Below are 15,184 nucleotides of genomic sequence, written 5' to 3'. Positions count from 1 at the left end.
TCTCCCACGGCTGCTCCGTCATGGCCCTGCCGGTGGCCGCCGGGCAGGGCAGAGGGCCCGGCCGCCCTCGCGCGAGCGGCCGGGCCCCGGGGAATCCGGTCGGTCAGGGCAGCCGGTAGTCCGCGTTCAGGGCCGCACCCCGCTGCGGGTTGGTCTCGTCGTAGCCGTGCGCGTCGCACTGGAGGCCGCCCACGATGCAGTGGTCGACCATCGCCTTGAGGGTGCGCTCCTCCCACGCGTTGAAGAAGTCGTAGTGGAACGAGTAGCCGCGGCCGCCGGCCAGGCGGACCTGGCTCATGTCGCCGTTGACCGGGAAGGCCATCTTGAACTCGATCATCGGCAGGGCGACCGGGTGGGAGGCCGGGCACATGTTGTCGTTGGTGCCGGGCTTGACGACCGGGTAGGCCATGTGGCTCCTGTGGTCGGGGGTGTCGAGGTACTTCCCGTCCCAGCAACTGGGGGCCCGCATGCGGATGTCGAGTTGGACGTCGGGCCGGCTCGGGCAGCTCGCCGGGATGTCGATGTTGAAGTAGCCGTCACCGCATTCCCAGCCCTCGACGAAGCCGCGGTGGCGGCGGAACTCGTCGGCGCTCTGCATCGGATCGCCCACGACGAACCGCAGTCCCTTGGGGAACGGCCGCACGCTGGTGTAGTCGGTGACACCGGCCTTGTAGTAGATGACCTGCGGGCCCACCGGGAAGATCTTCTTGTCCCCGTTGTACAGGGACGGCATCCAGTACGCGGACGCGTCGGCGGGTGCCTTGCAGGTCGTCCTGCCTCCGTAGAGGCTTGCGATCGTGCTGGCGGCGTTCGTCGTCGTGGAGTGGACCGTGCGCCAGGTGCTTCCGTCGTCGGACACCTGGACCTCGTAGGACTTCGCGTAGGCCGGGTCCCACACCAGCTGGAGCTTGCGGATCGCGGTGGGGGCGCCGAGGTCGACGCGGATCCACTGCGGGTCGGAGTGGGCACTGGAGCAGCGGGTGCCGGTGAGATTGCCGTCGACGGCCGCCGACGCGGCGTACGCGTCGCCCTCCTGCGACGAGGCGGTGACGGGCCTGCCCTGCGACAGCAGGGTGTCGGCCGCCTGGGGGGGGCGGCGAAGGTGAGCGATGACGCCACCAGCGCGCCGAGAGCCGGCATGGAGAGGCCGGCGCGGCGGGTCGGGGCGGGTGGTGAGGGGGATCGGGACACATCTGCTCCTGGCAGGTCGGAGTGCCGGGTGGGGAGCGCTCTCCAGGGGTCCCCGGTCCCCGTTCGGCGCGTGGCCGCGGCGTGCCGCCCGGTTCGGAACGGCACGGTCGCATGGGGGTGTCGCGGGGGTGCGGCCGCGGGCGCCCGGTTCGGGCGCCGGGCCGCGGGGCCCCTCCGGACCGGGGCGCGGGAATGTCACCCGGACCGGAGGGGAGTCGGTGCCGGCCCACGTGCCGGGTCGTCCGGCGGCCGGCGGACGGTGTGTCAGGGGAAGGACACGAGGGTGGACGGCACGGTCGAGGTTCCCGCGGGGACCGTGGACGCTCCGGTGTCGTTGATGACGTGGTTGTAGTGGCCCATGCCGCCGAGGGACACCACCAACAGGCTGTGGAACTTCACGCCCGGCTTGACCGGGGTCTTGAAACCGTGGTGCTGGCGGATGGACGGGTCCACGTTGTAGTTGCAGTAGCTGCCCAGGCCCCATGCCTCGTGGGTGTCGACCGAGTCGTCGACGCGGTAGGCGGCGTAGCCCTGGGTGGAGCCGTTCTGGATGGCCGCCTGGTTGGGCGCGTCGTACGCCTTCTCGTTCTGGTAGAAGATCGTGCGGCCGCGCTCGCCGTACCACTCGACGTCGTACTTGTTGAAGTGCTCCACGAACAGGCCGGTGGCCAGGACGTCGTCGCCGTTGACGCGGACGCCGTAGTCGGCGCGGTTGGTCTCCCAGCCGACGCCCTCGCCGTGGTCGGCGCGCCACACCCAGGTGTGGTCGATGATCGTGTCGTCGCTGTTGACGACCATGCTGGTGGTCGCCTTGCCCGCGCCCGCGCCGCCGATCCGGATGTAGACGTCCTGGACGGTGGTGGGGTTGGCGGCGTGGTCGGCGGAGGCTCCCTGCGGGCCGACTTCCAGTAGTGTCGGGGAGTTGACGGGGCCGGCGTCGATGAGGAATCCGGCCAGGCGCACGCCGTCGACGTCGGCGACCTTCATCGCGGTCACCCCGTTGTCGGGGATGATCGTGGCCAGGCCGAGGCCCAGGACGATGGTGTTCGCCCGGTCGACGTTGATGGTCCGGTCGACGTGGTAGACGCCCGGGGTGAACAGCAGGTGCAGGCCCTGGGCGAGGGCGGCGTTGATGGTGGCGGCGGTGGCGCCGGGCTTGACGACGTAGAACTTGCTCAGCGGGATCGACTCGCCCTGCGGGGTGCCGCTCGCCCAGGTGGTGCCGCGGGCGTTGGTGCGCTTGGCCGGCGCGAAGACCTTGTACTCGTTGCCGTCCAGGTAGAGGAACGGCTTCTCGCGCGAGATCGGGGTGTTCGCGAGGGTGGTGTAGCGGGGCTCGGGGAAGCTGTTCGCCGGGGCCCCCTCGACGCCCGAGAAGACCTGGTTCCACACGGAGTTGGACCAGCCGCCGATGGCGCTGTCCCGCGTGTACCACTGCTGCTGCGAGTAGTTGCCGACCTGGCCGTCGATCTTCGAGTCGGCGATGTAGCCGCCGCTGGCCCAGCCGTAGCCGTTCGGCGCGAGGTTCAGCCCGCCCTTGACGTGCATACGACGGAACGACGCCGCCTGGGAGACCGCCCACCGGTTGGTCCCGTTCACCGGGTTCAGCGCCAGGTTCTCGGCTGCCCGCCAGAAGTTCTGCGTGGCGTTGCCGTTGAACCAGCCCGCGTCGACCGTCACGTCACCGTTGATGGTCGTGTCGTCGGGCTTCAGGCCGAGGCCCGCGATCTGGGTGTAGAAGCCGATCTGCGCGTTGAGGTTGTGGTACGTGCCCGGCTTGAAGAGGAACGCGTGCCGGCCGCTGCCGAACTGCGCGGACTCCTGCCGGCGGAACACCTCGTCCAGCTTGGCCTGGATACCCGGCGTCGACGGGTCGAAGACATGCACGTTCGGTCCGAGATCACCACCGCCCGGCAGCTGCGGACCCCCGGTGCCGCTCTCGCCGTACACCTTGAACTCCCAGAGCGAGTAGCCGTACTGGGTGGCGCGGGCCGTGCCGTACATCCGTATGTAACGGGCCTCGCCCGCCACGGCGATGGTGTCCGTGCCGCCGTCGCCGGTGGCGGTCTGGTAGGCCGTCGACCAGTCGGAGCCGTTGGTGGAGAGCTCGATGCGGTAGCCCTTGCCGTACGCCGCCTCCCAGTCCAGGACGATCTGGCTCACCCTGGCGGTCGCGCCGAGGTCGACGCGGATCCACTGCGGGTCGGAGTGGGCACTGGACCAGCGGGTGCCGGCGTTGCCGTCGACGGCGTGGGCGGCCGGGGTGCCGCCGTGCTCCTGGCTGGAGGCGGTGACCGGCTTGCCCTGGGAGAGCAGTACGGGCGCGGCCTCGGCTTCCTGGGCGGGTGCGAAGGTGAGAAGGGTGGCGGCGAGAGCGGTGACCACCGCGCCGACGACACCCCGGCGAACGGATCTGCGGGGTGGCGGAGGCGCGACTGACGGTACGCCAACTACGGGCATGGGGGGCTCCTTGAAACGAGAACGACGCGGGAGAGCGTTCTCCGAACCTTGCCCGCACGAGACGGGGCGGTCAAGGTATCCGTCATCACTTATCTTTCGTCTTTCATTAAGTGGCAGTTGGCTGCCGCCCGGCGACCGGCCGCATCTCCCGGTCGGCGACTCGGTGGCGCGGAGCGCCCGGGATGGTGCCACCACGGACCGGGTCAACGCCCTGGTGCAGGCGTCGATCCCGACCGTTCACAACTACAAGGACGCCATCGCGCTCCGCGAGAACAGCCCCGCCCTGCGCCCGGACACCTGGGACGCGGTTAAGGCCCAGATGTCCACCACCACCGACGGGTCCGTCGACTCCACCAGCACCACCGCCGAAGGCCTCACCGTCACCGTCTTCAGGAAGTCCTGACCGACACCTGCTGTGTGCCGCCGCCCCAGAGCGGCGGCACACAGCCCTGCTCCCCTTCACGACGGGGCAGCCGGTTCACCGGCCGGCGTCCGTCAGGGCAGGGTCCACTTCTGGTTGGGTCCGGTGTGGCAGGTCCACAGATGGACCGGGGTTCCGTCGTTCCAGGTGCCGCCCGACGCGTCCAGACACTTGCCGGACTGCGGATTGCGGACCGTGCCGTCCGACTGCGGCGCCCACGTCTGCGCGCCCGTGCCGTTGCACGTCCACAACTGGATCTTCGTACCGTCCGCGCTGCCTCCCCCGGAGACGTCCAGGCACTTGCCCAGCGCCTTCAGCGTGTCGTCACCGGAGACCGTCCACGTCTGCGCGCTGCTCCCGTTGCACGTCCAGATCTGCACCTTCGTGCCGTCGGCGGCGTTGGCACCGTCCACGTCCAGGCACTTGCCGTCGACCCCCTTCACCGCACCCGAACGGGGGCCGGGCTCTTGGCCTCCGCCCTGCTTGATGCGGATGTTGCGGAAGGACACCTCGTCACCGTCGCCGTGGTTCTGGATGCCGATGTGGCCTTGGCGCAGGCTCCGCGCCGGGTCGGTGTTGGTGAAGTCGTTGATCTTCACGCCGTTGAGGAAGATCTCCAGCCGTTCGCCGGTGACGCGGAGTTCGTACGTGTTCCACTCCCCCGGCGCATTGAGCGCGGCGTCGCGGGCGGCGATGTCGGCGGATTGGAAGCCGTAGACGGCGCCGGTGGTGCGGTCTGCCGAGTCGGTGGCGTCGATCTGGATCTCGTAGCCGTTGTTCACCGCCGACCAGGGGTCGTCGGAGGCCGGGAAGCCGATGAAGACCCCGGAGTTGTCGTCTCCGGCCGCCTTCCAGTCGAGTTTGAGGGAGTAGTCGCCGGTGAACTCCTTGGCGGAGTACCAGAGCATGCCCATCCCGCCGACGGAGGTCAGGGTGCCGTCCGCCAGGGTGAAGCTCCCCGGACCGGCCTGCTTCCAGCCGGTGGTGGACGAGCCGTCGAACAGGGACGTGTAGCCGGTCTCGGGGCGGCAGTCGGCGTCGGTCATGCCGGCGGCCCAGCGGATGCCGCCGAGGAGGTGCCGGCGGAAGGCGGGCTCGGTGTAGGACTCGTCGGTGTGGCCGCCGCCGGTGTAGAAGGCCCGGCCGCCCCGGTAGTCCTTGCACCAGGCGATCGGGTGGTCACCGGACATGTTCCCGCCCGAGTAGCTTGCCTCGTCGAGTGAGGCCAGGACGTGGGCGGTGGTGCGCGGGTTGGTGCGGTAGTTGTACCACTCGTCGGTGCGCTGCCAGGTGCTGCCCAGGTGGGCGGTGGCGTCGTGCGCCCGGTCCTCCACCTTGACGGTGGCGGCCTGGATGGCGGGGTGCGAGTGGAAGAGGGCCCCGGCGATCCCTCCGTAGAACGGCCAGTCGTATTCGGTGTCGGCGGCGGCGTGGATGCCGACGTATCCGCCGCCGCCCTGGATGTACTGCTCGAAGGCGGTCTGCTGGGCGGCGTTCAGCACGTCGCCCGTCGTCGACAGGAAGACGACCGCCTTGTACTGGGTGAGGTTGTCGGTCGTGAAGGCCCGGGCGTCCTCGGTGGCGTCGACGGTGAAATTGTTCGCCGTGCCCAGGCCGCGCAGGGCGGCGATGCCGTCGTCGATCGAGGAGTGCCGGAAGCCGGCCGTCTTGGAGAAGACGAGGATCTTGTACGCCGGGTCGGCCGCCGCCCTCGCTTCCGCGGGGGCGGACTGGCTCACCGGCGCGGGCAGGGCCGCGGCCTGCGGGGCCAGGCAGAGCGCGGCGCCGGCGAACAGGCCGAGGGCCGCTTTCGGATACGTGCGCATGAACGGTCGCCTCCTTTCTACGGCAGGGTCCACTTCTGGTTGGGTCCGGTGTGGCAGGTCCACAGATGGACCGGGGTTCCGTCGTTCCAGGTGCCGCCCGACGCGTCCAGACACTTGCCGGACTGCGGATTGCGGACCGTGCCGTCCGACTGCGGCGCCCACGTCTGCGCGCCCGTGCCGTTGCACGTCCACAACTGGATCTTCGTACCGTCCGCGCTGCCTCCCCCGGAGACGTCCAGGCACTTGCCCAGCGCCTTCAGCGTGCCGTCACCGGAGACCGTCCACGTCTGCGCGCTGCTCCCGTTGCACGTCCAGATCTGCACCTTCGTGCCGTCGGCGGCGTTGGCACCGTCCACGTCCAGGCACTTGCCGTCGACCCCCTTCACCGCACCCGAACGGGGGCCGCCCCCGGAGGTGGTGAAGGAGAACTCGTCGACGTCGAACAGCGAGCCGCTGCCGCCCTTGAAAACGAGGTACAGCGACGTCGTTCCGGCCGGCTGGTTGCCGAGTGCGGCGGTCACGTCCTGGAAGGTCTCCCAGCCGCCGGTCACCGGCACGGTCGCCGTGCCGAGCAGGGTTCCGGTCGGCGATCCGGCGCGTACCTCGATGCTGCCGCCGGCGCCCGCGGAGGAGATCCGGGCGGTGAATCTGGTGGCGTTGTCGAGGGCGTACGGCGTGAAGGAGATCCAGTCGCCGTTGTCGATGTGGCCGACGGTCCTGCCGCCGTGCGCGGGGCCGTGGGTGACGACCTGGACGCCGGCGGAGGTGCCGTAGTGCTCGGCCTGCCGGTGGGTGGGCTGGGTGATGTGCTGGTCGTGCGCGGTCAGCGCGAGCCGGCCGTTCGCACCCTTGTCGGTGTACTCGGCGTCGATGACCCCGAAGATGTTGGCGTTGGGGTCGTGCTCGCCGTCCGCCAGGGTCTGCAGGGTGCCGGTGCAGCCGGTGGTCGAGGTCTGCGGGTGACCGTGGCTGTCGTGCCCGACGATGAAGGTGACCTTCACCTTGGAGCAGTCGATCGTGCCGTCCTCGGGATCGGTGACCGTCACCTTGAACGGAATCGCGGCGCCGAAGTCGTAGATCCGGCCGTCCACGGGCAGGTCCAGCTTCACCGTGGGAGCGGTGTTTCCGACCGTGATCTGCACCGAGGCCGTCGCGGATCTGCCGGCCGTGTCCGTGACCTTCAGGGTGGCCGTGTACTGGCCGTTGGCGGTGTAGGTGTGGGAGGGGTTGGCGGCGGTGGAGGTGGTGCCGTCTCCGAAGGTCCAGGCGTGGCTGATGGCGTCACCGTCCGGATCGGAGCTGCCGGCCGAGGAGAAGGAGACGGTCAGGGGTGCTTTGCCGGAGGTGACGTTCGCCTTGGCCTGCGCGGTCGGGGCGCGTCCGCCGGTGACGTGCTCGATGCGGTACAGGGCGGAGTTCTCGTCGCCGCTGAAGTAGCCGGTGCCGTAGTCGAGGACGTACAGGGCGCCGTCCGGGCCGAAGGCCATGTCCATCACCTGGGTGCCGTTCCAGGGGAAGGAGTTGATGGACTGCACGGTGCCATCGCCGCCCGCCTCGATGCGCTTGATCCAGCGCCGGCCGAACTCCCCGGCGAAGAAGTCGCCGTCGTACTCCTGCGGGAACTTCACCTCGGAGGTGGAGGCGGCGTCGTAGCGGTAGACCGGGCCGCCCATCGGGGACTCCGAGCCGTTGCCGAACTCGGGCACCGATCCGCCGTCGTAGGGGATCCAGGCCGGTTGGGCGGGAGGCAGATCGGTCAGGCCGGTGTTGTTCGGCGAGGTGTTCTTCGGGGCCGCGCAGTCGAACGTGGCTCCCGAGGCACCGGTGGCGAAGTCGTGGTCGACGTAGGCGTCGTTGTCGCCGGTGCAGTACGGCCAGCCGTAGTTGCCCGCCTTGGTGATCCGGTTGAACTCCACCTGCCCAGCGGGCCCGCGCGAAGGGCCGGCGGTGCCGGCGTCGGGGCCGTAGTCGCCGAGGTAGACGATTCCCGTGGCCTTGTCGACGCTCATCCGGAAGGGGTTGCGGAAACCCATCGCGTAGATCTCGGGGCGGGTCTTCGCGGTGCCGGGCGGGAAGAGGTTGCCGCTCGGGATGGTGTACGACCCGTCGGCGTTGACCTTGATGCGCAGCACCTTGCCGCGCAGGTCGTTGGTGTTGCCGGAGGTCCGCTGGGCGTCGTAGGCGGGATTGCGGGAGGCGCGCTCGTCGATCGGGGTGAAGCCGTCCGAGGCGAACGGGTTGGTGTCGTCGCCGGTGGACAGGTACAGGTTCCCGGCCGCGTCGAAGTCGATGTCGCCGCCGACGTGGCAGCACAGGCCGCGGGAGGCGGGCACGTCGAGGATCTTCTTCTCGCCGGCCAGGTCCAGGGTGCCGTCGGTCCTCAGGACGAACCGGGACAGCCGGTTGACCCCGTCGAAGGGAGCGAAGTCGGCGGCGGTGCCGTCGGCCGGGGCGTCACCGGCCGGCGTGCTCAGCTTGGGCGCGTAGTAAAGGTAGACGTACCGGTTGGACGAGAAGTTGGGATCCACGGCGACGCCTTGCAGGCCCTCCTCGTCGTGGCTGTAGACGTCCAGTTTCCCCGCGACGGTGGTGGTCCCCGCCGCGTTCGTCAGCCGGACGGTGCCGTCCCGCGAGGTGTGCAGGACCGACCGGTCCGGCAGCACCGCCAGCGTCATGGGTTCGCCCGTCTCGGCCACGCCCTTGGCGAGCGTGACCTGCTGGAACTCTTCGGCCGCGGCCGGTTCCGCAGCCTCGTGGTCCGGGCCCTGGGGGTGGGCGGAGGCCGGGGAGATTGGCAGCAGACAGCCGACGGCACAGGCCGCGGCGGTCAGTAGGTTACGGACACGACTGTGTCTGAGCGGTTTCATGCGCACAGAGGTCTCCCATGAGTGGGGGTGGGATGACGACAGGCCTCTTCGGACTGCCACGAAGTGCACAGGCGCGCGCCGTCGCGCCGTCGACCGGTCGCGCTCCAAGACCCGGTCTTCTCAAGGAAGTTAGCGGGCTTTGTCGAACTGTGTAACCCGTTCCGCACAAGACCGCGGCACTTTTCCAGCCGCGGGACAAAGTGGCGGCCGAGCCCGTCCCACCACCTCAGGAAGAACGTGGCTCCATCACCCCGGACACGAAGTCACCCCCGCGGCCCACACAAGACGCGCACCGAAAGGCCGTTTCCGTGGGCAGCCGTCGACACTGCATGACCGAGCCAACGGACCGGTCGGCACCTCGGTGATCAGCCCCCACGCCGCCGCGCCCCCTGGCCACGACTCCGTCGTCGCGAGTCGTTCGCGGGCGTCGCTGAAATCCAACGGCCCGGTGACGGCGGTGATGCGCCGGCGCCCTCGGCCCGGAAGAAGGCGCACGGCGAGGTGCGCGCCGCCGACGTAGTCCATCCATACAGGACACGTCCGGGGCCGTGGGGCGGCCGACGGAGACCACCGGCGGCGATGCCCTGGGCCGGCACGGCGGACAGCGGGTCGCCGGTCCCCCTGCGATGGGGCGGAGAGACCCGTCGCGACCGCGTCCGTCCTGCGCGTCACCAGGTCGCGGGCGGCCGCGTTGCGACGGCGTGCTCTCCGCTGGCGAGCTGCGACACATTCGGCTTGGACACCCCGGCGCGCGCCGCGACCTCGGCCGGCGTGGGGCGTTTCAGCACGACACGTCTCGCTGCCCCGGGGTTGCACAGAGGCCCGTAGAACCGCAATCCCCCGGCCGGGGAGAGGGCCGGCACGCGTGCGGCACTCAGGGAACGCTCCGACACGTGCACGTGGGTTCGAGGTGGACAGATGCGTGTCAAGGCACGCGAGCCGGGCGGATCCGCGCGGTAGTGGCCATCAACCGGTCGGCTTGACGAGATCAGCGGACTGAAAGGTGCTTGCGTGCGCGTTGCTGACCCGTCAGGTACGGATTACACGTTTTCTCAAGGTGAACGTAAACCCTTGACACCTCTTCTCGACGGCAGCAGGCTCCCCCTCCAGAGAGCGCTCCCTGACCCTCTGGCCCACCCCAACACTTCGAGGAGTCGCCGTGAGTCCGCTGCGTCGCCGCCTGGGCCTGCTCATAGCCCTCGCGGTCATCCTGCTGTCGTTCGTCGGCATACCGGGCCCACCGCCCGCCCACGCCGCCGACCCCCTGCTCTCCCAGGGCAGACCAGTGACGGTCTCGTCCACGGAGAACCCGTTCGCCGGCGCCAACGCCGTGGACGGCGATCCCGGCACTCGCTGGTCCAGCGCCTTCGCCGACCCCCAGTGGATCCAGGTCGACCTGGGCACTTCCGCCAAGATCAGCGAGGTCGTCCTGAACTGGGAGGCCGCCTACGCCAAGGCGTTCCAGATCCAGGTGTCCGCCGACGCCCGTACCTGGTCCACGGTCTACGAGACCGCCGCAGGCGCCGGTGGCAATCAGCGGCTGACCGTCTCGGGAACCGGCCGGTACGTCCGCGTGTACGGCACGCAGCGGGCCACCCAGTACGGCTACTCCCTGTGGGAGTTCCAGGTGTACGGCACCAAGGACACCGGCGGCGACCCGGATCCCGCCCCCGGCGAGAAGCTCCTGTCCTACGGCAGGACCGGCGCGGCGTCCAGCTCGCAGAACGACGGTCACTGCCGGGAGTGCACCCCGGCCCGCGCCTTCGACCGCGACCCCGCCACCCGCTGGGCGACCAGCCCCACGACCGGCTGGACCGACCCCGGCTGGATCTCCGTCGACCTGGGCGCGACGGCGCAGATCAGCAAGGTGGTGCTCCAGTGGGACCCGGCCTACGCCAAGGCGTTCCAGATCCAGGTCTCACCCGACAACACGAACTGGACCCCGATCTACTCGACCACGGCCGGCACCGGGTTCAAGCAGACCCTGACCGTGTCCGGCACCGGCCGGTACGTCCGCGTGTACGGCACGCAGCGGGCCACCCAGTACGGCTACTCCCTGTGGGAGTTCCAGGTGTACGGCACCGGCGGAGACCCGATCACCCCGCCTCCGCTGCCGCCCGACCCCGCCAACCCGCCCCGGATCGTCTGGCAGGACGAGTTCAACTCCCCGGCAGGTACCAAGCCCGACCCGGCCAAATGGTCCGCCGACCCCGGCACCGGCCCCAACAACGAGCTGGAGTACTACACCAACCACGACAACGTGAGCATGGACGGCGCGGGCCACCTCGTCATAGAGGCACGCAAGCAGGCCACCCCCGGCACCTCGTGCCCGACCGACCCGCTCACCGGGAGTGGCACCTGCCAGTACACATCCGCCCGGATCAACACCGGTAACAAGTTCGAGTTCACGTACGGCCGGGTCGAGGCCCGGATCAAGGTGCCCAAGGGCAACGGTCTGTGGCCCGCCTTCTGGATGATGGGCGCCGACTTCCTCGACGGCCGTCCATGGCCGTACAACGGTGAGATCGACATCATGGAGGTCCTCGGCAAGGACGTGAAGACCTCGTACTCGACCGTCCACGCGCCGGCGTACAACGGCGGCGGCGGGATCGGAGCTCCCTACAAGCTTCCGGGGGACGCCGACTACTCGGACGACTTCCACGTGTGGGCCGCCCACTGGGACAGCAAGGGCATCGTCTACAGCCTTGACGGCCGAACCGTCCTCACGCTCGACAAGGCCCAGATCGAGCAGACCCGCGGTCCGTGGGTCTTCGACCACCCCTTCTACCTGATCCTCAACCTCGCCGTCGGCGGCGACTGGCCCGGACCGCCCGACGCCTCAACCCCCTTCCCGGCGAAGATGCTGGTGGACTACGTGCGGGTCTACCAGTGACACGTCATGCGTGACCGTCACCGGACGAGCCTCGTCCGCTGTCTCACCGGCCGACCGTCGTGGCCACCTCCGGCTGCACCCGACGACAACCGCCACCGGTGTTCGGCCCGGGCCTGGCCCACCGCCTACCGGCGGTTCGCCCGATGGAGCCAGGACCGGGTGTGGGCGAAGCTCCACCACGTGATCCTCGACGAGCTCGGCGCCCGCGGCCAGCCGGCCTGGTCGCGATGCGCGATCGGCTCCGTCAGCGTGCGCGCGGCAAAAAAGGGGTCACCGACCGGACCGAATCCGACCGACCGCGGCAAGAGCGGATCGAAGATCCACTTGATCTGCGACCGCACCGGGCTGCCCCTGTCCCTGAGCATCTCCGGCGCCAACCTCCACGACAGCCAGGCCCTGGAGCCGCTGGTGCGGGGTATCCCGCCGATCCGTTCTCCCCGCGGCCCGCGGCGCCGCAGGCCGGCCAGGCTCCACGGCCACCAGGGCTACGACCATGCCCACCTGCGGAAATGGCTCCGCTCGCGGGGCATCGTGTCGCGCATCGCCCGCGGGGACGTCGAGTCCTCACACCGGCTGGGCCGCCACCGCCGAGTGGTGGAGCGGACGGTGTCCTGGCTCGCCGGCTGCCACCGCCGACTCACCAACTGAAACAGCGTCATGACATGCCGGACAATGTGCGGGCCCGGTGCTGGGGCGTCTACGACGCCGAGGTGCACGGCACCCATCGAGTGCTCCGTGGCGGTGATGGGCCGACGAGCACCGGAGCCGCCGGACGTCGGTGCGACGGCGCAGCGACCCGACCCTCCGGATCGACGACGTGGGGTTCCGCATCACGCGCTCATCGCTGCCTCGGCGGTGACAGCCCATTCCGAAACGGTCGGTTCGCAGGCCGTCTGACGATTCCCTTCGCAGGAAGGGACAGTGCGAATCCTTGTCGTCTGCGGCATGCGCGGCCCCGCCCAGCTCCCAACGACTCCGGGACGAGCCGCGTTTCACCTGCCGGTCAGCTCGACGTACTGGCGAACATGCCGGGCTCGTACGAGCCCCCCGGATTGCGCACGATCACGTTCATCCGGGTGGCCGCGTTGATCAGGGAGACCAGGCAGACCAGCGCACCCACCTGGTCGTCGTCGTAGTGCTTGCGCACCTCGGCCCAGGTCTCGTCGGACACGCCGTGGTCGCCGAGCCGGGTGCCTTCCTCGGCGAGCGCCAGCGCGGCCCGCTCGGCCTCGGTGAACACGGTGCTGTGCCGCCAGGCGGCGACCAGGTTGAGCCGGAGCGCTGTTTCACCGGCGGCCGCGGCCTCCTTGGTGTGGACGTCGACGCAGAAACCGCAACCGTTGATCTGGCCGACCCGCAGCTCCACCAGTTCCCGCAGGGCCTTCGGCAGCGTCGCCCCTTCCAGGACCAACGAAGTGTTGCAGAACCGCTTGGCGACCTTCGCGGCGGTCGGACTGTCGAGCAGGTTGAAACGAGGTTCCATGGCGTCCTCCTCACTCGGTGCTGCGTGCTGCTGCACTGGACGGACACAAGATGCCGACGGTCCGATCCTTGTGACGACGCGTCGATGTGGCGTGCGTCACCGATCACGGGTGTCACAAAGTGGTGGGGGCCGGCGTCTGGTGTACGGCGCAGTCGAAAGGAACGGGCAGGAGCCGGCGATGAACGACCCAACCATGAGCGACCGGGCAAGGGACACATCCGAGCCGGTCGCTCGTGGCGACCGCGTGAACAGCATCACTCGGGCGTTTGTCGCCCACCGCAACCTGTTGTTCACGGTCGCCTACGAGATGCTCGGCTCGGCCGCCGACGCCGAGGACGTCCTGCAGGAGACCTGGCTGCGGTGGGCGGGCGTCGATCTCGACACCGTGCGGGACCGGCGTGCGTACCTGGTCCGGATCACCACGCGTCAGGCGTTGAGCCATCTGCGGACGCTCGGCCGGCGCAAGGAGTCCTACGTCGGCCCCTGGCTGCCCGAGCCGCTGCTGACCGCGCCCGACGTGGCCGAGGACGTCGAGTTGGCCGACAGCGTCTCGATGGCGATGCTGCTGGTGCTGGAGACCCTCACCCCGACCGAGCGGGCGGTGTTCGTGCTGCGCGAGGTGTTCGCCCTCGGGTACGACGAGATCGCCGAGGCCGTCGACAAGAGCCCGGCCGCGGTCCGCCAGATCGCCCACCGGGCACGAACACACGTCGCCGCGCGCCGACCGCGCGGGGTCGCCTCCGCTGCCGAGACGCGCCGCACCGTCGAGGCGTTCCAGCGGGCGGTCGAAACGGGCGACCTGCAACGCCTGCTCGACATCCTCGCACCGGACGTCGTCCTGCTGACCGACGGCGGCGGAGTCGTGCGGGCCGCACCGGTGCCCGTCGTGGGGGCCGACCAGGTGGCCCACGTGCTGGGCAGGATCGCCGCCGCGATGTCGCTGCAGCCGACACAGGTCAACGCGGACCCGGCGCTGATCGTCCGGCTGGGCGGCGAGATCGACACCGTCCTGACAATGCGCATCGACGACGGCCTCATCACCGGGCTCTACGCCGTGCGCAATCCCGAGAAGCTGTCGCGTCTGGAGCGGGAGACCGCCTTGCACCGCTAAGAGTTCCCAACGCAATGCGGTGCGGAGGCGGCGCCGGCAGATCAACGCGCAGCCGAGCCGCAGGAACGCCTCATGGATGTCGTCGCGGATCTCCCAGCGGGTCCGCGGCCGACGGAAGCCGTGCAGCAGGGCGATGGCTGCTCGACCACCCACCGCCGGGTGCCCAGCCCGGAGCCGTGTTCGGTGCCGCGGCGGGCAATCACGGGCCTGATGCCCTTCGCCCAGGCCTGGCGGCGGTGGCAGGCGTGGTCGTAGCCGCGGTCGGCGTAGACCTCCCGTGGCCGGCCGCGCTTGCCCCGGATCGGCGGGATCGCCTCGAGCAGGGGTATCAACCAGGTGACGTCGTTGCGGTCGCCGCCGGTCAACGCCACCGCGAGCGGGACGCCGCCGGCGTCGCAGATCACGTGGTGTTTGGAGCCCGCTCGCCCCCGGTCGACCGGGCTCCTGCCGGTTGTGGGCCGCCCTTGCGCGCCCTGACGTGGGAGCTGTCGATCACCGCACGCGACAGGTCCAGGCGGTCGGCGGCCCGCGGCTCGGCCGGCAGCACCTCGTGCAGCCGCTGCCGCACCCCGGCGTTGTTCCAGTCCCGCAGCCTGCGCCGGCAGGTCATCCCCGAGCCGAAGCCCAGCTCCTTGGGGAGCCACTCCCACCGGGTGCCGGTGTACAAGACGAACAGGATCCCGCACAGCACGGTGCGGTCGTCCAGCGCCTTCCGGCCCGGATGCCGATGCCGCTGCTGCCGGACCGGCAGCAGCGGCTCGATCCGCGTCCATAACTCATCGTCAAGCACCCACGGTTGGGGGGCACGCTTCCTCACACCCGGACACCGAGCCACCCGTCCGAAAGACACGGCTCGACCTCATTGCGTCAGGAGCTCTAACAAGTCATCTCATTTGGCGAGTCGGCGGTAGCAGATGAGAGTGCAGGCGATG

8 protein-coding genes and 2 pseudogenes are annotated in these 15,184 nt (G+C 69.9%); 4 read left to right on the top strand and 6 right to left on the bottom strand.

Features of this window, described 5'->3' with window-relative positions:
* Positions 1-103: 103 nt before the first annotated feature.
* Together ABD335_RS11490 and ABD335_RS11485 are read right to left on the bottom strand one after the other, a co-directional pair.
* The gene (locus tag ABD335_RS11490; RefSeq protein ID WP_425583608.1) at positions 104-1,183 is read right to left on the bottom strand and encodes a DUF1996 domain-containing protein; all 1,080 of its coding nucleotides are present in this window, start codon (positions 1,181-1,183) and stop codon (positions 104-106) included.
* Between the two features lie 272 nt (positions 1,184-1,455).
* Positions 1,456-3,651: a discoidin domain-containing protein gene (locus ABD335_RS11485; protein WP_344322156.1), complete on the bottom strand. Its 2,196-nt coding sequence runs from the start codon at positions 3,649-3,651 to the stop codon at positions 1,456-1,458.
* A 163-nt stretch (positions 3,652-3,814) separates the two neighbouring features.
* Between ABD335_RS11485 and ABD335_RS11480 the strand changes: the two genes are divergently transcribed.
* Positions 3,815-4,054 (top strand): hypothetical protein, encoded by a 240-nt coding sequence (locus ABD335_RS11480; protein ID WP_344322155.1) that lies wholly within the window; start codon positions 3,815-3,817, stop codon positions 4,052-4,054.
* 92 nt (positions 4,055-4,146) lie between these two features.
* Here the strand turns inward: ABD335_RS11480 and ABD335_RS11475 are convergent, their stop codons facing one another.
* Positions 4,147-5,898 (bottom strand): ThuA domain-containing protein, encoded by a 1,752-nt coding sequence (locus ABD335_RS11475; RefSeq protein ID WP_344322153.1) that lies wholly within the window; start codon positions 5,896-5,898, stop codon positions 4,147-4,149.
* Positions 5,899-5,915: 17 nt separating this feature from the next.
* Entirely contained in the window at positions 5,916-8,765 is a 2,850-nt protein-coding gene (locus tag ABD335_RS11470) for a PQQ-dependent sugar dehydrogenase (protein ID WP_344322152.1), read from the bottom strand.
* Positions 8,766-9,924: 1,159 nt separating this feature from the next.
* On the opposite strand from ABD335_RS11470, the gene ABD335_RS11465 reads away from it, so the two are divergent.
* Both ABD335_RS11465 and ABD335_RS11460 read left to right on the top strand, forming a co-directional pair.
* On the top strand, positions 9,925-11,658 hold the full coding sequence (locus ABD335_RS11465; RefSeq protein WP_425583604.1) for a discoidin domain-containing protein: 1,734 nt from the start codon (positions 9,925-9,927) through the stop codon (positions 11,656-11,658).
* A gap of 14 nt (positions 11,659-11,672) precedes the next feature.
* Positions 11,673-12,291: pseudogene (locus ABD335_RS11460) on the top strand (IS5 family transposase); the annotation flags it as partial.
* A 370-nt stretch (positions 12,292-12,661) separates the two neighbouring features.
* Here the strand turns inward: ABD335_RS11460 and ABD335_RS11450 are convergent.
* Entirely contained in the window at positions 12,662-13,141 is a 480-nt protein-coding gene (locus ABD335_RS11450) for a carboxymuconolactone decarboxylase family protein (protein WP_344322151.1), read from the bottom strand.
* A 193-nt stretch (positions 13,142-13,334) separates the two neighbouring features.
* On the opposite strand from ABD335_RS11450, the gene ABD335_RS11445 reads away from it, so the two are divergent.
* The gene (locus ABD335_RS11445; RefSeq protein ID WP_344322230.1) at positions 13,335-14,252 is read left to right on the top strand and encodes an RNA polymerase sigma-70 factor; all 918 of its coding nucleotides are present in this window, start codon (positions 13,335-13,337) and stop codon (positions 14,250-14,252) included.
* 15 nt (positions 14,253-14,267) lie between these two features.
* On the opposite strand, the pseudogene ABD335_RS11440 reads toward ABD335_RS11445, so the two are convergent.
* Positions 14,268-15,042, bottom strand: a pseudogene (locus ABD335_RS11440) (IS5 family transposase); the annotation flags it as partial.
* Between the last annotated feature and the right edge of the window lie 142 nt (positions 15,043-15,184).

The sequence above is a fragment of the Streptomyces macrosporus genome, from assembly GCF_039533145.1.
Classification (GTDB): domain Bacteria; phylum Actinomycetota; class Actinomycetes; order Streptomycetales; family Streptomycetaceae; genus Streptomyces; species Streptomyces macrosporus.
This window is presented reverse-complemented; position numbering and strand designations above follow the sequence as displayed.